This window comes from Streptomyces sp. NPDC102462 (assembly GCF_044765425.1).
Taxonomy (GTDB): Bacteria; Actinomycetota; Actinomycetes; order Streptomycetales; family Streptomycetaceae; genus Streptomyces.
The window spans coordinates 95,896-115,408 of record NZ_JBIWKB010000004.1 but is presented as its reverse complement, the minus strand read 5'-3'; the positions used below and the strand labels follow the sequence as shown (position 1 = coordinate 115,408).

The window sequence follows — 19,513 nt, the reverse complement described above, 5'->3', positions numbered from 1 at the left end:
CCTCTCATTCGGTGGGGGACGTGTTTTGGGGGGACGTGTCGTTCGGGGGGGACGTGTCGTTCAGGGGGGTCGTGGCGATCTCGCCGAGCCGGACCGGGACGACGATGGGGCGTTTGGCCATGCGTCCCGGATCCAGTGGGGTGTCGGGGAGAAGGTCCTCGACGTTCCGGCCGCAGGTGCGGCCCTGGCAGATGCCGAGACCGGCGCGTGAGCTGAGCTTGAGGGAGCGCAGACCGCATGTCCCGGTCGCGGTGAGCGCGGCGCGCAGCTGCCCGGCGGTCACTTCCTCGCAGCGGCACACGATCGTGCCGTCGTCGACCCAGGTCTTCCAGCCGGGCCGGATGCCGTGCGCGCGGTGCATACGGTCGGCGAAGGCGCGGTGCCGGGCCACCTCGGCGCTGCTTCGGGCCCGGCCCGCCGCGGCCCGTCCGGCCGCCTCGCCCTCGGCGAGGGCCAGGTCGGCGCCGCCGATACCGGTGATCTCGCCGGCCGCGTAGACGCCGGGCACCGAGGTGCGCTGCTCGTCGTCGACGCGCACGCTCCCGTCGGCGGCGAGCGCACAGCCGGCGGAGATGGCTATCTCGGTACGCGGCACGAAACCGTGGCCGACGCACACCGCGTCGACCTCGATGCGCCGCTCGGTTCCCGCGAGCGGCCGCCAGTCGTCGGCGATGCGGGCCACGGTGACCGCGGTCACCCGGTCCTCGCCGTGCGCGGCCAGCACGGCCGCGCCGGTACTGAAGGGCACCCGCTGTGCGGCCAACTGACGGAGATACCCGCCGAGTTCGGCCGACTTGGGCATCAGGTCCCGCGGCCTCATCCGGTGCGGGTGCGACAGCCAGCCCCGGGCGATCCGCCCCCAGCCGCTCGCCTCCACGACACCGACCACGGTCGCGCCCACGTGCATCAGGCCTGCGGCGACCGGAAGCAGGAACGGGCCGGTGCCCGCGACCAGCACACGCTTGCCGACGGCGACACCCTCGCCCTTGGCCATCGCCTGTGCCGCGCCGGCCGTGTAGACACCCGGCAGGTCCCAGCCCGGGAACGGCAGCGTGCGCTCGTGCGCGCCGGTGGCGAGCACGAGGGCGCGTGGCTCGAAGACCAGGCGCCGGCGATCACCGCCGTCGGCCGGGCCGACCAGCGCGTGCACGAGGGGCGGCAGGCCGTCTCGGCGGTCCACCGCCCAGACCTGTGCGCCGGTCAGGATCTCGCAGTCCGCATCGTCCGTCAGCGCCTGCCGCAGCGCGGTGAACCGGGCCCATTTGTGCTGGAGCGGGTTGCTGTCCGCGTCCAGGCTCCCGGCCGCCGGATGGCGCCAGAACTGACCGCCCAGGACGGCGGACGCGTCGAGCAGCACGACCCGGGCATGGGCCCGCCGTGCGGCCCTGGCCGCGGCCAGCCCGGCCGGCCCGGCCCCGATCACCAGCACGTCAACGCGTCTCATCGGCCACCCCGGTCTCGACAACGTGGCCGTCGGCCACTGCGGTCTCGACGACATCGCCGTCGGCCACCCCTGTCTTGATGACGTCGCCGTCGGCCAGCAGGCGCTGGCAGGCACGCACATCGCTGAGCCCGTTCACCGTCACCAGGCAGTCGAAGCAGACGCCGATGCCGCAGAACAGGCCGCGCGGCCGGCCGCTTCGGGCGGTCGTGCGCCAGGAGACCCGGCCACGCGACATGAGCAGCCCGGCAACGGTCTGCCCTTGCGTGGCGCGCAGCCGTTCGCCGTCCACGGTCACGCGGATGTTCATCCGGTCGTCTCCTCCTTCAGGGTTGGACGGGTCACGGCGTAGGGGGCGGCCGGGATCTCGGGTTCCGCCCCGGTCATCAGCGCCGCGAGCAGGTCCGCGGTGCCCGGCGCGAGCCCGATGCCCGCCCCCTCGTGCCCGGTCGCGTGCCACAGGCCGGGCAGGCGGGGATCGGGTCCGATGACCGGGAGGTGATCGGGCACATACGGCCGGAACCCGCCGTAGGCCCGCATGACCGGAACGCCGGCCAGGAAAGGGAAGAGAAGCATGGCCTTGCCGGCCAGTTCGCCGACCACCGCGGCCTCGATCCGCTCGTCGAAGCCGCGTCGTTCCCGCGACGAGCCGATGAGCACGGTCCCGGCCGCCGTCGACTCGACGACGCTGGACGTCTGCAGGGCTGCCGACCCCGACTCGACGGCACCGACGTAGTCGGCGTCGTACACCTTGTGCCGGATGCGGCGCGGCATCCTCGCGGTGACCAGCACGGTGCCCCGTCTGGGCAGCACCGGAAGCCGGACGCCGAGGCTCCCGGCGACCTCGCCCGACCAGGGTCCGGCGGCCACGACCATGTGCTCGGCGGCGAAGGTCCCGGCGGTGGTCTGCACGCCGACGATCCGTCCTTTGGAGACGATGCCGCCGACGACGGTGACGCCCTGGCGCACCTGTGCGCCGTGCCGGCGAGCCGACGCGAGCAGGGCCTCGGTCGCGACGGCCGGCTGCACCTGGGCGTCTTCGGGATACAGGACGGCCGCGGCGACGTGCGGTGTGAGGTCGGGCTCCAGTTCGGCGGCCTCGGCGGCGCTCACCGGGCGGGCGTCGACACCCGCGCCGCGTTGCGCGGACGCGAAGGCGACCAGGGCGTCCGCGCCCGTCGCGGTCGTCGCCACCACCAGGCCGCCCTTGGCCTCGAACTCAAGATCGGGGAACCCGGGGCCCAGCTCAGCGGAGAGCTCGGCGGCGAGTCCGCTCCAGCGGCGGCCGGAGAGCACCGCGAGGTCGAGTTCGGCACCGGGGCCCTTGTCGGAGACGAGGATGTTGCCCTCGCCGCTGGACGACGTCCCTCCGGCGGTGGCGCCACGATCCAGCACGGTGACCCGGAACCCGCCCAGGGCCAGCCGCCGGGCCACGGCGGCGCCGACGATACCGGCCCCCACGATGACGACGTCTGCGCTCTGCATGGCAGTACCATGTCACATGCCACGTTCTATTGGTAGATACGTCAGAGGAAAAATACGCGCTCGTCACCGCGGGCCTCGCGCCGGACGCCGCGTAGCGGGTCGGGGCACGTCTGAGGATCCCCCCGTTTCCTCGTCCGAGTCACTGTGTCCCGTGCTACACACGCGTCAGCCGCCGTGCGGTGCCGTTCGCGCGGGCGGGCGGGCGGGCAAGCACGCGGGACACGGTCAGCGGCGGCCCCCGGTCACGGCCCGCCGACGCCGGCCGGCTCGGCACCGTTCACACCCTGGCCCGCGGCCGACGTGGTCAGGAGGCCGGTCCGCCCGGGCGGACCACCACCGCGAGGGTCCTGATCGCCCCGCTGCGCTCGAAGCGCAGCGTGAACGGCACGAGGTCGCCCGCCCGCCACCCGGCCCCGGACCGCATGGTCACGGCCGGGCCCCCGGGTGACATGGAGAGCCTGCCGCCCGCGCGGACGGTGAGCGAGGACACGCTTGTCCGGGACGCGGCCGTGCTCCCCACCATGCGATGACGGCTCAGTTCGATCTCTCCCCCGGTCGCGGCGGACGTCACCTCGACCAGCCGGTCGTCCGCGCCGCCACTGTTCGTGATGTCGAAGAAGGCCGCGCTCTGTGTGCTGTCGCCGTACGGCAGGAAGACCCGCCCCGATGTGACGGACAGACGGGCCGGGCTGCCCGCCTTCCCGGCCGTGACCCACGTCGTCAGACCCCCGAGCGCGAGGCTGGACGCGGCGACCGGCGCGAGGGCGGCGCGCAGCGCCTTCGCGAGCCGGTGCCGGACCGGCCGTCCACGGCGCTGTCCGTGCGTCGGGTTCATCGCGTACGCCTGCGGACCGGGGAGGGCGACCAGGCGCGCAACCGCAGGCTGTTGGCGACCACCAGCACCGAGCCGGCCGCGGCGGCCGCGGCGGCGAGCAGGGGATTCAGCAGGCCGACCATGGCGAGCGGTACGGTCACGGCGCTCTGGCCGAACGCACACAGGAGGTTGGCGCGGACGGTGGCCGACGTGCGCCTGACGAGAGCCACCGCGTCCGCCAGCGCCTCGATGTCACCGCGTACCAGGGTGACGTCGGCGGCCTCGACGGCCGCGTCCGCAGCACCGCCCAGGGCGATGCCGAGGTCGGCGGCGGCCAGCGCCGCGACGTCGTGCACGCCGTCCGCGACGACGGCGACCCGGTGCCCCTCCCGCTGAAGGTCCCGTACGAGATCCGCCTTGTCCTCGGGGGTGCAGCGGGCGTGCACCTCGTCGATGCCGAGGGCTTCGGCGACGGCATGCGCGGCCGCCTCCCGGTCGCCCGTGGCGAGCACCGGGCGCACGCCCAGCCGCCGGAGCCGGTCGACGGCCCGGTAGCCGCCCGGCCGCAGGACCTCGCCGACCTCGATGAGGGCCTCGGCGGCCTCGTCCACGTACACCAGCACGGGTGTGTGGGCCGTGGCCTCGCGCGCCGGCAGTCCGGCGGGCAACTCCTCGTCCGTGGCGCGGACTTCGACCCATCGTCCGTCGACCCGGCCGCGTACGCCCCGCCCCGGAAGGGCGCTGAGAGCGTCCGCCTCGGGAAGCGGCTCGCCCACCTCCCGCCGGGCGTACCCGGCGATGGCCTCGCCTAGCGGGTGCCGCGAGTCCTGCTCGACGGCACCCGCCAGCCGCAGTACGCCCGCACGGCCGAGGCCGCCCGGCAGGGCGGTGACGCGCGCGACGCTCATCCGGCCGGAGGTGAGCGTCCCCGTCGTGCCGAGGACCACGGCGTCGACGGGCCGGCCCGTCTCCAGGGTCCGTGGAGCGGTGAGGGACACGCCGAGGCGGGCGCCGCGTCCGGTCGCGGCCGTCACCGCGGTCGGCGTCGCGAGTCCGACCGCCATCGGACAGGCCACGACCAGCAGGGCCACGCACGCCGTGACCGCCGCCCGCGGATCGGCTCCCGCGCCCAGCCAGAACCCCGACGTCGTGACGGCCAGGGCCAGTGCGACCGGTACGAGGACACCGGCCACCCGGTCGGCCGGGCGCCGCACGGGCGGGTCCTCACCGGGGACCGGCCGTTCGCGGCCGTCGCCGTCCCGTGCGGAGCCCTTGCCGGCGCGGAGCGCGGCGAGCGACCACGGCGGCGCGCCGGTCCCTTGCCGGGCCGCCGCCTCCAGGTGCCGGCCGGCGAGCACGAACAGCGGGACGCCGACGGCCACATGGAGGTAGAGGTGCGCGACCCCGGCCGAGGCGTACGGTCCGATGCCGAACGGAGTGCGTATGCCGGGGTCGCCGGCGCCGCCGAGGAAGAGCGCGTACGCCGACCAGGAGAAGGAGGCGGCCACGCCGAGGGAGACGAGCGTGTCCACGGTGATCGCCGAGCGCCGCAGGCCGCGGACCGCGCGCACATGGAACGGCCAGGCGCTCCACGCGGCGACCGGCGCGGCGAGGACGAAGCACAGCCACTGCCAGTTGCGGAACTGCAGGCCGGGCACGGTCGACAGCACGAGCACCGGCAGGGCGAGCAACACGGTGGTCGGCAGCCGGTCGGTTTCCCGTCCGGCGGCTGCGGACTCTGCACCGTGCGCGGGCCGCCGCTTCACGGGCGCGTCGGGCAACGTGCCCGTGCCACCTGCCTGTTCGGCGGCCTCCGGGGTGGTCACGGATCGCGCGCCCATCAGTGGCCTGCCCCGTGCATGCCGCCCATGTCACCCGTGTCGCCCGTGTCGCCTGTGTCCATGGGGTCGCCCGCGCCGCCGTCGTCCTGCCCAGCGCCGCCGCTCGGCGCGGTGCCGTGCATTCCGGGGGCCACCGGACCGGCGGCGGCTCCCACGGCGTACGACGCCGTGAACATCACCGCGAGGAGCAGCAGGAAGCCGCACAGCGCGGGGGGAGGCACGAACCTCCGCCGCGCCGCACCCACGTCGCGAAAGGACCGCCGGGGCTCGTTGCTCAACCGTGTCTCCAGACCACAGGGCACGGCGTCTGCCGGATCGAGCCGTGTCGCTTCAGCAGTCGGCCGGCACCGGCGCGGAGTTCCCCGCAGCGACCTGTGAAGCACGTCACATAGCTGTCCCGCGGCCTCGGCGACCCGTCCGCCGGGCGGGACCCGCTCCGCGGCGGCGAGACACCCTCCGCCTTCCGGGCATGTCACGGCGGCCGGCTTGCGTGGGGCCTTCACGATGAACCCCCCTTATAGTGGACAAACATGGGCAAAATGCCGCATTGGCGTATCCCTGCCTTCGCTGGGTCCGTCCCGGGAGCGGCGTGAGTCCCGTGCCCTCACCCGTCCGGAGGAGGACGCGATGACGGACATGGCGAGCAGGCGGGACGTGGACGAGCGTCCTGTGATCTGCGAGCGGGTCGTGACACTCACCGTGAACGGCCGCCCGCACACCCTGCGTCTGGACACCCGGGTCACCTTGCTGGACGCGCTGCGTGACCGGCTGGGCCTCGTGGGCACGAAGAAGGGCTGTGACCAGGGGGCCTGCGGCGCGTGCACCGTCCATCTGGACGGCAGGCGGGTGCTGGCCTGTCTGACCCTCGCCGCCCAGGCCGAGGGCCGCGCCGTCACCACCATCGAGGGTGTCTCGGGCGCCGAGGGGACACATCCGGTGCAGCGGGCGTTCATGGAGCACGACGGGTTCCAGTGCGGCTTCTGCACGCCGGGCCAGATCATGTCCGCGGTGGCGCTGATCGCCGAGGGCCGGGCCGGCTCCGACGCGGAGATCCGGGAGTTCATGAGCGGCAATCTGTGCCGGTGCGGCGCCTATCCCAACATCGTGGCGGCGATACGCGAGGCGGCGTCCCGAGGAGGCCAGGATGCGGACCTTTGACTACGTCCGGGCCACCGACACCCGTGAGGCGGTGCGGTTGCTGGCGCAGGACCCGGCGGCGTCCTGCCTGGCGGGCGGCACCACGCAGCTGGACCTGATGAAGGACGGGGTCCTGGAGCCGCCGCGGCTGATCGACATCACCCGCCTCCCGCTGCACGGCGTCGAACGCCGCGGCGCCGCCCTCCATGTGGGGGCCCTGACCACCATGGAGGAGCTGGCCGCCGACGTCACGGTCGCCGCACGGCTGCCCCTGGTGCGCGAGTCCCTGCTGCGGGGCGCTTCGGTGCAGCTGCGGAACATGGCCACCATCGGGGGCAATCTGCTGCAGCGCACACGCTGCCGCTACTTCCGCGACCCCACCGTCACCGAATGCAACAAACGCGCGCCGGGTTCCGGCTGCGCCGCGGTGCGGGGCGCGGCACGCATGCACGCGGTGCTCGGCGCGAGCGAGCGGTGCATCGCGCTGCACGCCTCCGACCTCGCCGTCGCCCTGGTGGCCCTCGACGCCCTCGTGCACATCCAGGGCCCCTCACGGGACCGCACCGTGCCGCTGACGGAGTTCTACCTGACCGCCGACGACAGCCCTGAGCGCGAGAACGTCCTGGAGCACGCCGAGCTGATCACCGAGGTGGAGATCCCGCTGCCGCCGCCGTCCGCCCGGTCGGGCTACCTCAAGGTCCGCGACCGCGCGTCGTACGAGTTCGCCCTCGCCTCGGCCGCGGTGCTGCTCGTCGTGGAGGACGCAGTGGTCGCCGCGGCCCGGGTCGGCCTCGGGGGTGTGGGCACGAAACCGTGGCGGGCCCACGAGGCCGAACACGTGCTGACCGGCGCGCCCGCCACGACGGCCACGTTCCGGGAGGCCGCCGAGGCGACGCTGCGCGACGCCTGGACCGTCCCGGGCACGGCGTTCAAGGTGCCGCTCGCCCGGCGCACCCTGGTGCGCGCGTTGCAGTCAGTTTCGGGAGTGACCGCATGAGCACCGTCGAGAGCAGGAGGAAGCCGCTGGTCGGCGCGGGCGTCAACCGGGTCGACGGCCCGCGCAAGGTCACCGGCACCGCCCCGTACCCGATGGACTTCAGCGTGCCCGGCCAGGCATACGGCGCCCTGGTGCAGAGCACCGTCGCCGCGGGCCGGATCGTCCGCATGCACACCGAGGCCGCCGAGCGTGCCCCCGGAGTGATCGGCGTCCTCACCCACGAGAACGCGCCACGGGTGGGGACGGGACCGGTGACGGTGCTCGGGGCGTCGCCGCCCGCCCCGCTGCGGGACGACCGGATCCGCCACCACGGGCAGCACATCGCCTTCGTGGTGGCCGACACCCCGGAGCAGGCCGGCGCGGCGGCACGCCTGGTACGGGCCGACTACGAGGCCACCGAGCCGCTGCTGGACCTCCGGGACCCGCGGGCCGAACAGCTCACCGACCCGTGGGGTACGGACACCTCGCGTGGCGACACCGGCGCGGCGCTGGAGTCCGCCGACGTGACCCTGCGGGCCACGTACACCACGGCGGACAACACCAACAACCCGCTCGGGCTGTTCGCCACCCTGGCCGCGTGGGAGGGCGACACCCTCACCGTGCACGACACCAGCCAGTGGCCGTCGATGGTGCGCGCAAGCCTGGCGATGGCCTTCGGCATCCCCGAGAGTTCGGTGCGGGTCCTGGTGCCCCATGTGGGCGGGGGTTTCGGAGCCGGTCTGCGCGCGTGGCCGCATGTGATCCTGACCGCCATGGCGGCCCGGGTGCTCAAGCGTCCGGTCAAGCTGGTCCTGACCAGGCCGCAGATGTTCACCTCCGTCGGGCACCGGCCCAGCGGGGTGCAGTGGCTGCGGATCGGCGCCCGGCGCGACGGCGAGCTGGTCGCCCTCGACCACCGCAGCCTGTCCTCCCTGAGCATGGAGGACAGCGACTACGAGCCCTTCGCCGCGGCGACCGCCTTCGCCTACCGGTGCCCCCATGTCACCACCCGGGACCGGCAGGCCCGGATCAACATCGCTGTCCCGACGTCGATGCGCGCCCCGGCCGAGGCGCAGGGCAACTTCGCGCTGGAGTCGGCGCTCGACGAACTGGCCTGTCTGCTGGGCACGGACCCGCTGGAGCTGCGGGTGCGCAACCATACCGACGTCGATCCGCGCAACGGGCTGCCGTGGTCGGGCAAGGCGCTCCTCGAGTGCTACGAGGTCGGCGCACGGCGCTTCGGCTGGTACGAGCGGAACCCCGAGCCGCGCTCCATGCGCGACGGCGACTGGCTCGTCGGCTACGGCATGGCCGGCGCGCTCTTCCCCCATTTCGCGCAGCCCTGCGCCGCGCAGGCCACCGTCCGCGGCGACGGCAGCGCCCTGGTACGCAGCGCGGCGACCGACATCGGCACCGGTACCTACACGGTGATGGCCCAGCTGGCCGCCGGGGAACTGGGCCTGCCCCTGGACACGGTCCGCTTCGACCTGGGCGACTCCGACATGCCCGACTCGCCGATGGCGGGCGGTTCCGGACTGACCGGCGCGCTGGGCAACGCCGTGCACGACGCGTGCCGCCGGCTGGTGCGCTCCTTCGCCGAACTCGCCTCGGGCGACGCCGCCTCGCCCCTGCGGGGTGTCCGCCCGGCCGATGTGGAGTGCGGCGGTGGGGGCATCCACCTCGCGGGACGTGCGGACCTCGGGGAGTCGTACGTGGACATCCTCGCCCGGCACGGGCTGTCGGAGCTGACCGCGCACGGACACAGCAAACCGCCGGTCGACGGCGAGCTGGGCATGTCCCTCGCCGGCGCGTACGGAGCGAAGTTCGTGGAGGTCCGGGTCGACGCGGATCTCGGTCTCATCCGGGTCGCGCGGGTGGTGTCCGTGATCGACGGCGGCCGCATCCTCAACGAGAAGACGGCGCGCAGCCAGATCATCGGAGGGACGGTCGGCGGCATCGGCATGGCCCTGTTCGAGGACACGGTCACCGACCCGCGCACCGGGCGCATCGCCAACGGCACGTTCGGCGACTACCTGGTCGCGGTCAACGCCGATGTCCCGGACCTGGACGTCGTCTTCGTCGGTGAGCCCGATCGCGCCACCCCGACCGGCACCAAGGGTGTCGGCGAGGTCGGCCTGGTGGGTATCGCGCCGGCGATCGCCAACGCCGTGTACCACGCGACCGGAAAGCGCGTCCGCGACCTCCCGATCACGCTGGACGCCCTCCTGTGACCCCACCCGTTCCGGCCCGGTCGCGGGACCGGTGTGCCCGGCGCGGGCACCGAGGGTCGTAGTCGATTCCGCGCCGGCGCACGGCGCGTATACCGGGAGCGTCGAATTCAGGACAGCCCGGGATCCGAAAGCCCCGGCCGTCGACATCACGCAAGTCAAGTCGTGATGTCTTCCTGTCGTTGCAGCATGTGACCTGATTTGCTGTCACCTCGCGCCAATTCCCCTGTATGTCGCGGCGCTTGACTCTGTCTGTCCGTCCTGACTAGAACGTCGGCGCCCTTTCCTGTGCTGGCTTCGCCCGTGCATGTCGAAAGGGCCTTTGACGGCACTTCAGGCCACGACAGACAGGGAACCGATGGTGAAATCCAGAACAGGCAGGGTGTTGTCCTGCCTGGTGGTAGCCGCGGTCGCGAGTACCGCTTTACCCCAGGTCGCGCATGCGGCGCCGGCGTCCGGTGAGGACGGCGGCACGTCGATCGCCGACACCGTCAAGTCCTGGTTCTCCGACGGCCGAAGCCACCGGCCCAAGGAGCCGAAGACCGGCGGTGAACCGACCCTTCCGAGCCGTGAGAAGCTCCCCCGGGGGGCCAAGGCGCCCAAGGCGCAACGCGTCGCCGAACTGGCCGCCCGGCGCACGCCGTACGCCCGTTACTGGCGGATGTCCGACGGGCGGGTGCAGGCCGAGGTGTCGGCCGTGCCGACCGCCTACCGGTCGGGCAAGGGCTGGAAGACCATCGACGCGACCGTCGAGAAGGCCGAGAAGGCCGATTACGCCTTCGCCAACACCAGTAACACGGGCCGCAGTTACTTCGGCTCGGACCCGCGGCGGCTGGTGCGGTTCGAGACCACCACGGGCCAGGTCGTCACCCTCGGTCTGGAGGGCGCCGCCGAACTGGCGCCGAAGGCCGAGGGCAACTCCGTCACCTACCGGGACGCGGTCAAGGGCAAGAACGCCGACCTGGTGTACGAGGTGGGTCCCGGCCGGGTGAAGGAGAACATCGTCCTGCGCGAACGACCCGCAAGGCCGGTGTCGTTCACGTTCACCCTCGACACGGGCGGGCTCGCGCCCAAAGCCGGCAAGGACGGCTCCATACGCCTGTACGGCGACGGCGACTCCCCCGTCCTTGAGCTTCCGCCCGCCTTCATGACGGACGCGGGCAAGGACGCCGAGTCCCCTTACGGCAGTGCCTACAGCACCTTGGTCGACCAGCGGCTCCACCGTGACGGCAGAACCTGGAAGGTGACCGTCACCCCGGACGCGAAGTGGCTGGCCGCCCCCGGCCGGCAGTATCCGGTCACGATCGACCCGACGATCTCCATCGTGCCGACGGCGTCCCAGGCACAGGACGTGATGATCTCCTCGGACGATCCGGGGGCGAACTACGACAGCAGTTGGCGGCTCTCGGTCGGCAACACCAGCACGGGCAGCTCACGGGCCCTGCTGCGGTTCCCCATCACGGGCATCCCCTCCGGCACCGAGCTGGATTCCGCCGACCTCAGGCTGTACTTCGACCAGTCGCACACCACCAGCGACAACGAGGTGCAACTGGAGGCGCACCGCGCCACCGCCGAGTGGAGCGAGTCCAGCGCGACGTGGAACAGCGCCAAGGACATCACCGGAGAGCTGTCCGGCACGTCCGTGACCGTCGACGACGGAGACACCGGCACCACCGCGGCCAAGGGCTCCTGGCCCGCGTCCGGGAACACCGCGTACACCCAGTACGCGGTCAACAAGGACTACCTGTACAACAAGGACAGTGTCGCCGGCGACACCTACACCTGGCAGCCGAACCTCCCCGAGGACGGCACCTACCAGGTGGAGGCGCACTATGTGCCCGCCGAGGACCGCGCCGGCAACGCGCCGTACACCGTCACCTACGACGGCGGCAGCAAGACCTACACCGTGAACCAGTCGGCCGGTTCGGCGGGTGTGTGGAAGACGCTCGGCAGCCACCCGTTCAAGGCGGGCACCCTGGGCAGGGTGGTCCTGGGTGACGGGCCCGCGTCCACCTCCACGGCGGTGATCGCCGACGCGGTGCGCTTCACGAAGGGCGGCGTGGTCACCAAGGCGTCGGGGCAGTCCAACGTCTGGCACTCCTTCCCGGTGACGAAGACCGTCCAGCAGTGGATCAACGGCACTCACCCCAACAACGGCTTCGTCATCAAGGCCGGTGACGAGTCCGCGAACGGGCCCAAGGGCGGGCCCCGGTACGAGGGCAGCGAGTACGCCTACGGCGGTGAGTACATCAACGCCCCGCGCCTGGTGCTGACGTTCGGCCGGCAGGGCGTGGACCTGGCCGCCCCGGACACCATCCACGCCACCGGCGCGGACCTGAAGTGGTCCGCCTACCAGGACCCGTCCGGCAACCTGGGCGACGACATCGTCGAGTACCAGGTGCACCGCTCGGTGTTCCAGAACTTCACCCCGTCGCAGTCCACCCTGGTCGCTCCGGTGGCCCCGGGGACCACGTCGTACGCGGACACCTCCGCGGTGCCGACCCGCGCGGACGACGCGGACCCCCTGGGCCGCGCCTACTACTACATGGTCGCGGTCAAGACACGTGACGGCCAGATCATCCCGGCGCCCACCCAGTTGGTCCGGCTGCCCAAGGCGGGCCGGGTCACCAGGCTGGTGGAGGCGTCCGAGGACACCACGCTCACCGCGAACCAGCCGGCGCAGCCGCACGACACCATCACGGACGGCGGCATCGCCCACCCGTGGGTGATGGTCGGCAACAACTCGGGCACCTACGGCACCAGCCGTGCCCTGGCCCGATTCCCGGCCCTCGGCGTGCCGTCCACGGCCCGGGTGGTGGACGCCGAGGTGAAGATGTGGTCCTTCACCACCGTCCCCGGTGGTTCCGGGGCCCGGTACGAACTGCGGCCGCTGACCCGGGACTTCGACGAGTCGACCGCCACCTGGCAGAAGGCGGACTCCGCCACCTCGTGGGCCACGCCGGGCGGCGACGCCGGCGCCGCGGTCGCCGACAACGGCAACTTCACCAACGACCCCGTCTCGCGGACCTGGGACGTGACCTCGACGGTGCAGGGCTGGGTGAAGAACCCGGCGAGCCGGCACGGCGTCATGGTGAAGCTCGCGGACGAGGCCGGTGTGCAGGAGCGCAGCATCTTCGTCTCCACCGAGGGCGTGGAGCCGAGGCTGCGGCCCAGGCTCGCGGTGACGTACATCGACTCCACCACGGACTCGACGTACTACGCCCCGCAGACCCCGGCGCGGATGACCCCGAACTCCGACCGCACGGTCGAGTTCACCCTCACCAACACCACCACCTACACCTGGCAGGCCGGCCGGCATGTGCTGGCGTACCGATGGGAGCTGCCGGACGGCACCGATGTCACCAACGGCGGCAACCAGGTCCGCACGGCCCTGCCCGCCGACCTGCTGCCGGGTGACTCGGTCACCCTCCAGGCGCAGGTGAAGACCCCGATCAACGCGGACTCGGGGAACAAGCGCACCGACTACGCGCTGGTCTGGGACGTCCTGGACACCGAGGCGAACACCTGGGTCTCCGGCGCGGACGGCATCCCCGGGCTGCGGCAGAACGTCGCCGTCGAGTCCCCGACGTCCGACCAGCTGGGCCTGGAGAAGTTCTACTCCTACAACGGTGTCAACACCGGTGCGGGCTCGTCCCTGATGACCAACACCGCGGCCGGCAACACCGTCTGGCAGTACAACGCGTTCTCCAACCCGGGCCGCGGGCTCAACACGTTCTTCCGCCTCGCCTACAACTCCCTCGACACCTCCGACACGGTGGCCGGTGCGGGCTGGTCCGTACAGGCGGCCGGGCCGATCCGGCTCGGCGCGCCGCTGGACTTCCACCCCAACCCGAACCCGACACAGATCCGGCTGCCCGACGGCGACGGCACGACACATGTCTTCCGCAAACAGGCCGACGGCACCTGGAAGGCCCCCGCGGGCGTCCACTTCCGGCTCTCGGCCAAGCCGGGCCTGGACTGCACCCCGGCCAAGGACCCGGTCCCGGACGCCTGGACGCTGACCAAGCCGGACGGCACGCGCTTCCTGTTCGGCTGCGACGGCTATCTGACGTCGAGCATCGACAAGAACGGCAACACCCAGACGTTCACGTACGAGGAACGCAAGTCCAACAACAAGCCCACCAAGTTCCTGAAGTACATCACGGACCCGGCGGGCCGGCAGTCGCTGACCGCCGCCTACTACACGAAGGCCGACTCCTCCAATCCGAAGATCATCGACCACCTCAGGTCGGTGACGGAGATCTCCGGCCGCCGGCTGACCTTCGAGTACTCCGACAAGGGCCTGCTGACCAGGATCACCGACGGCGCGGGCTCGTCCCAGCCCAAGGTGTTCGGCTTCGAGTACGACGCCACACAGGGCACCAAGAACGTCAAGCTGGTCAAGGTCACCGACCCGCGCGACCACGCGACCGGCCTGGCGTACTACTACCCGCGTGAGGGCGACGACCCGAAGTACCACTGGTGGACGCAGACCCTGACCGACCGCCTCGGCGGCACGACGGGCTTCGCCTACGCACCCGACCCGGCGAACACCGACCACACCTCCACCGAGGTCACCGACGCCGAGGGCCACGCCACGACCTATGTGACCGACGACTTCGGCCGCCCGGTGCGGTCCACCAACGCCAAGGACCAGACCACCGAGCTGGCATGGGACGCGGACAACAACGTCACGTACATGGAGGAGGCCAACGGAGCCGCGACCGCGTACTGCTACGACCCGCTCACCGGCTACCCGCTGTGGAAGCGGACCGCGGAGCAGAACCAGGGCGGGGTTCCGCCGCGGAGCGACTGCGCACCCGGCAAGTACCCGGTCAACAGCACCCGGTACGAGTACGTCAAGCGGCTCGACGGCTACTCGTCCGACATCTTCCGCAAGACCTCCCCGCAGGGCCGCACCTGGAACTTCGGATACGACGGCTTCGGCAACCTGACCACGGTCGTCGACCCGAAGGGCGTCTCCACCCCGGACGACGGCGACTACACCACCCGGTACGAGTACGACGCGTACGGGCTGCTGGCCAAGGCGACGGACGCCAACGGCCACGCCACCAGGAACAGCGAGTTCGGTCCCACCGGGTATCCGGCGAAGATCACCGACGCGCTGGAGGAGACCACCTCCTACGTCCACGACGAGCGCGGCAAGGTCACCGAGGTCGTCGACCCGCTGGGGCACAGGACCACGCAGACGTACGACACCTACGGCCGGCCGCTGGTCAGAACGGTCCCAAAGGACCAGGCCAGGAACGAGCTGATCACCACCCCGGCGCCGGACTATGACGCGAACGACAACGTCACCAAGGCCGTCGCACCCAACGGGGCGGTGTCCACGGCGGTCTACGACGCGGCCGACCAGATCACCGAGGCCACCTCACCGCGGGACACACCGACCGCACCGCTGCGCAGGACCGTCTACACCTACGACAGGACGGGGCATCTGAAGACCACGACCGAGCCGAAGGGCGTGGCCACGCCCGACGACCCGGACGACTACACCACCACCCAGCACTACGACGAGATCTACCAGCTCACCTCCGTGGTCAACGCCCTCGGCGAGAAGATCTCCTACGAGTACGACTCGGTGGGCAACAACACCAAGGTCGTCGACCCGAAGAAGAACCGCACGGCGGACCCCGACGACTTCTCGTCGAAGATGACCTACGACCTGGAGCACCGGGTCACCTCGGTCACCGACCCGCTGGGCAAGGTGACACGGCGCGGCTACGACAAGGACGCGCTGGTCGTCTCCGACACGGACCCCGCTGGCAACACCACGCTGACCAGCTACGACGAGCGGGGCAAGAAGACCGAGGTCCAGGTGCCGCACGACGGCTCCGGCTCGGGCACCGTGCACCGCACCACGCGGTACGAGTACGACCAGGTCGGCAACGCGACCCGGGTCGTCACGCCACGCGGCACGGAGACGGCGAACGAGGAGGACTTCGCCTCGCGTACCGAGTACGACGCGTTGAACCGGCCGGTCAAGCAGTTCCTGCCGTACAACCCGGCGGACCCGCGCTACAACGACCCCGACGTCTACACCGAGACCGTCTACGACGCGGCCGGCCGGGTCGTCAGGACCTCGCTGCCGCCGTCGCAGGGGCAGACGGTCCGCAACGACACGGTGCAGACCTACTACGACAACGGGTGGGCCAGGACCTCGACCGACCCGTGGGACATCAAGACCAGCTATGACTACAACGAGTTGGGCCTGCAGACATCGCGCACGCTCACCTCGGCCGACGGGGACGTCAGCCGCACCATGGGCTGGAGCTACTACCCGAACGGCAAGCTGAAGGAGAAGACCGACGACGGCGTGCCGGTCGGCACCGCGGTCCCGCTCGTCGACAACTCCGACGTCCAGCACACCAGTGCCACGGGCACCTGGACGTCCGGCAGCGTCACGGGGCAGCTGGGGTATGACCACCGGGCCCACGCGGCCGGCGGCGGGACGGACTCGTTCACCTGGACGCTGAATATCCCGGCGGACGGGAAGTACACCGCCTACGTGAAGTTCCCGCAGGTCAGCGGCGCCAGCAAAAGCGCCAGGTACAAGCTGACCCATGCGGGCGGGAGCGTCGAGAAGGCCGTCGACCAGTCCAGCGGCGCGGGCGCCTGGGTGAGCCTCGGCTCGTACGACTTCACCCAGGGGAACACCTCGAAGCTGGAACTCTTCCAGAGCTCGGACGGCACGGTCGTGGCGGACGGGGTCAAGCTCGTCCGTGACCTGTCCGGCGAGGTCGACGCGGAGAAGCACCAGTTCCGCTACTCCTACGACCTCAACGACAACCTGTCGCTGATCGACGACCTGTCGTCCGGCGCGCGGGCCGACAAGTACGCGATCTCCTACACCGAGCTGAACAGGGTGTCGGCGATCACCGAGACCCTGGCCGACCAGGAGCGGACGACCACCACCTATTCCTACGACGCCAACGACCAGCCAGAGACGATCACCCATCCCGACCAGTACTCGAAGTACACCTACGACCTGAGGGAGAAGGTCAAGTCGGTCTCGGTGGGCACATCGCCCACGGACGCCGATCCCAAGGTCACCGGCTACACCTACACCGACCGCGGTGAGGTGCTGCGGCAGACCAAGGACAACGGCAACACGGTCGACCACACCTACTTCGCCGACGGTGCGGTCAAGAGCACCGAGGAGAAGCGGGCCGACGGCACCCTGGTCGCCTCGCACACCTACGCCTACGACGCCAACGGCAACAAGGCGAAGGACATCGCGAAGAAGATGAACGCCGACGACCACTCGGCGTATCTCGAATCCACCACCGAGTACGGCTACGACCCGGTGGACCGGATCGCCAAGTCCGTGAAAACCGGAAACGGCGCGACCACGGAGACCTACGTCCACGACGACAACGCCAACGTCGTCGAGCAGGCGATCGGCGGGACCACCACGGACTTCCGCTACGACCGCAACCGGCTGCAGACGTCGACCACCGCGGGCTCCGTCACCTCCTTCGCCTATGACCCGCTGGGCCGCCAGGAGTCGACGTCCCAGGACGGCCAGATCGTCTCGCGCAACCTCTACGACGGTTTCGACCATGTCGTCGAGTCCCAGCAGCGGGACGCGAGCGGCGCGATGAAGTCCACGAAGTACACCTACGACCCGCTCGACCGCACCGCGTCCAAGACCGCGGACGGCAAGACCACCGAGTACCGCTACCTCGGCCTGTCCCAGGAGGTGCTGACCGAGGAGGTCGCCGGCAAGCTCACCAAGTCGTACCAGTACAGCCCGTGGGGCCAGCGCCTGTCGCAGGTCAAGCACAACGAGAACGGGACGACCGAGGACGCGTACTACGGCTACAACAGCCACACCGATGTCGAGACCCTGACCGACGACAGCGGCAACACCAAGGCCACCTACGGCTACACGGCCTACGGCAGCGACGACGAGTCGGAGTTCACCGGCATCGACAAGCCCGACGCCGCCGATCCCACCAAGGAGGAGTACAACCCCTACCGTTACAACGCCAAACGGTGGGACTCCGCCTCCGGCACCTACGACATGGGCTTCCGGGACTACGACCCGGGGCTGAACCGCTTCACCACGCGGGACATGTACAACGGGGCCCTGGCCGACATGGGTCTGGGCAGTGACCCGTTCACCGGCAACCGGTACGCCTTCACCGGCGGCAACCCGATCAGCAACGTCGAGATCGACGGGCACTGGTTCGCCCTCGCGATCCCGGTCGTCGCCGCGGTGCTCGTCGCCGCGGTGGTGGTCACCGTCGCGGTCATCGCCGTCGCCGCCGCCGTCGAGTACGTCGTCGACCAGGTCAGGGAGCGGATCGACGAACGCACCAGGGAGCGGGATGACACCAGCGAGGAACCCGCACCCGATCCGAGGCGCGTCCCACGGCCGCAGCCCGACCCCGACGAGGACGAGAACCGGGGCGGTTGCGGTGACGGCTGGATCAAGTACGGGGACAGGGACGCGGCCAACGGCAACCGCGCCACCGAGGCGGAGGCGTGCCTGACGAAGGACTACCTGAAGAAGAACAAGGGCACCGGCGTGGGCTCGAACCCGCCCGGATACGGGTGGGCGCAGGACTTCGCCACGAGCAAGGGCCTGGACGCGCAGAAGAACGTCAACGCCTGTCACCTCATCGGCAACAAGCTCGCGGGCAAGGGTGTCCTGGCCAACCTCTCCCCGTGCGCCCGGGGCGCCAACGCCAAACAGATCGGCTCCACACAGGGCGAGGAGCACATGCGGGCGTACGAGAACCTGGTGTACCAGGCGGTGATGTCCGGCCAGGACGTCATGTACACCGTGACACCGCGCTACGAGGGCAGCCGGACGGTGCCGACCGGGTACGACATGTCGGCGTACGGCGTCAATCCCGACGGCACGGTCGGCATCGACTTCCAGGTGTTCATACCCAACGAGCTGAGCACGGGAGACAATCTGGGCAGGCAATGGGACAGCAGCGGCGCACCGGCGCCCACAGGAGCCACACCATGACACGAACCGAAGGCGAGGTGCCGATGAGTGAGCCGGCCGATCTGGACGCCCTGCGGCGGCTCATGCCGCCGCCGGCCGACGGCGGTACAAGGGTCGACTGGGACGCCATGACCGCGTCCTGGGGCAGGCCGTTCCCCCCGGACTACCGGCGTTTCATGGAGGTCTACGGCGCCGGCGCGGTGCAGAAGTACCTGTCGATCAACAGACCCGAACCCAAGGTCGCGCTGTCCGAGGCGGAGCGGGACGGGATGGTGATCGAGACGGCGAACGCCGAGGCCGACTGGGAGACCGAGGACAAGTCACCCGAGCTGGAGGGCACCTCTCCGGTGCTGATCAACTGGGGTGTCGACGCCACCGCCGACATGTTGTGCTGGGATGCCTCGGGCGAGGATCCCGCGAAGTGGCCGGTCGTGGTCTACGAGCGCAACGGCTCGCTGTGGAGCCGCTACGACTGCGGCATGGTGGAGTTCCTGGTCCGGGTGCTGCGGGCCGACTTCCCCGAGTGCCCCCTCGGTGGCCTGTTCCTGTGGGGCGTCGACGAGGTGGCCTTCGAGAAGCGGGACGGCTGACCGCGTCCCTTGCCCGGT

Annotated in this window: 11 protein-coding genes; 5 read left to right on the top strand and 6 right to left on the bottom strand. The window is 71.1% G+C overall.

Annotation, left to right across the window (positions count from 1 at the left end; genetic code table 11):
* Positions 1 to 4: 4 nt before the first annotated feature.
* The 6 genes from ACIRFL_RS05495 to ACIRFL_RS05470 form a co-directional block, all read right to left on the bottom strand.
* Positions 5 to 1,444 carry an FAD-dependent oxidoreductase gene (locus ACIRFL_RS05495; RefSeq protein ID WP_404024149.1) on the bottom strand — a complete coding sequence of 480 codons (1,440 nt, stop codon included), beginning with the start codon at positions 1,442 to 1,444 and terminating at the stop codon, positions 5 to 7.
* Positions 1,431 to 1,751, bottom strand: a complete 321-nt coding sequence (locus tag ACIRFL_RS05490) for a (2Fe-2S)-binding protein (protein ID WP_404024147.1) — start codon at positions 1,749 to 1,751, stop codon at positions 1,431 to 1,433. The genes ACIRFL_RS05495 and ACIRFL_RS05490 overlap by 14 nt, the downstream gene beginning before the upstream one ends.
* Positions 1,748 to 2,926, bottom strand: a complete 1,179-nt coding sequence (locus ACIRFL_RS05485) for an NAD(P)/FAD-dependent oxidoreductase (protein ID WP_404024145.1) — start codon at positions 2,924 to 2,926, stop codon at positions 1,748 to 1,750. The genes ACIRFL_RS05490 and ACIRFL_RS05485 overlap by 4 nt, the downstream gene beginning before the upstream one ends.
* Positions 2,927 to 3,230: 304 nt before the next feature.
* Positions 3,231 to 3,761 (bottom strand): copper chaperone PCu(A)C, encoded by a 531-nt coding sequence (locus ACIRFL_RS05480; RefSeq protein WP_404024143.1) that lies wholly within the window; start codon positions 3,759 to 3,761, stop codon positions 3,231 to 3,233.
* Positions 3,758 to 5,581 (bottom strand): HAD-IC family P-type ATPase, encoded by a 1,824-nt coding sequence (locus ACIRFL_RS05475; RefSeq protein ID WP_404024141.1) that lies wholly within the window; start codon positions 5,579 to 5,581, stop codon positions 3,758 to 3,760. The genes ACIRFL_RS05480 and ACIRFL_RS05475 overlap by 4 nt, the downstream gene beginning before the upstream one ends.
* Positions 5,581 to 5,802, bottom strand: coding sequence for a hypothetical protein (locus tag ACIRFL_RS05470; RefSeq protein ID WP_404024138.1), 222 nt, complete (start codon positions 5,800 to 5,802; stop codon positions 5,581 to 5,583). Before ACIRFL_RS05470 ends, ACIRFL_RS05475 begins: the two co-directional genes overlap by 1 nt.
* Before the next feature lie 406 nt (positions 5,803 to 6,208).
* On the opposite strand from ACIRFL_RS05470, the gene ACIRFL_RS05465 reads away from it, so the two are divergent.
* The 5 genes from ACIRFL_RS05465 to ACIRFL_RS05445 all read left to right on the top strand — a co-directional run bounded on the left by ACIRFL_RS05465 (position 6,209) and on the right by ACIRFL_RS05445 (position 19,495).
* Positions 6,209 to 6,739 carry a (2Fe-2S)-binding protein gene (locus ACIRFL_RS05465; protein WP_404024137.1) on the top strand — a complete coding sequence of 177 codons (531 nt, stop codon included), beginning with the start codon at positions 6,209 to 6,211 and terminating at the stop codon, positions 6,737 to 6,739.
* Positions 6,726 to 7,715: an FAD binding domain-containing protein gene (locus tag ACIRFL_RS05460; protein ID WP_404024135.1), complete on the top strand. Its 990-nt coding sequence runs from the start codon at positions 6,726 to 6,728 to the stop codon at positions 7,713 to 7,715. The genes ACIRFL_RS05465 and ACIRFL_RS05460 overlap by 14 nt, the downstream gene beginning before the upstream one ends.
* On the top strand, positions 7,712 to 9,925 hold the full coding sequence (locus ACIRFL_RS05455; protein WP_404024133.1) for a xanthine dehydrogenase family protein molybdopterin-binding subunit: 2,214 nt from the start codon (positions 7,712 to 7,714) through the stop codon (positions 9,923 to 9,925). Before ACIRFL_RS05460 ends, ACIRFL_RS05455 begins: the two co-directional genes overlap by 4 nt.
* Positions 9,926 to 10,319: 394 nt before the next feature.
* Positions 10,320 to 18,926 carry a DNRLRE domain-containing protein gene (locus tag ACIRFL_RS05450; RefSeq protein ID WP_404024131.1) on the top strand — a complete coding sequence of 2,869 codons (8,607 nt, stop codon included), beginning with the start codon at positions 10,320 to 10,322 and terminating at the stop codon, positions 18,924 to 18,926.
* Positions 18,923 to 19,495: an SMI1/KNR4 family protein gene (locus ACIRFL_RS05445; protein WP_404024128.1), complete on the top strand. Its 573-nt coding sequence runs from the start codon at positions 18,923 to 18,925 to the stop codon at positions 19,493 to 19,495. Before ACIRFL_RS05450 ends, ACIRFL_RS05445 begins: the two co-directional genes overlap by 4 nt.
* Positions 19,496 to 19,513: the final 18 nt, after the last annotated feature.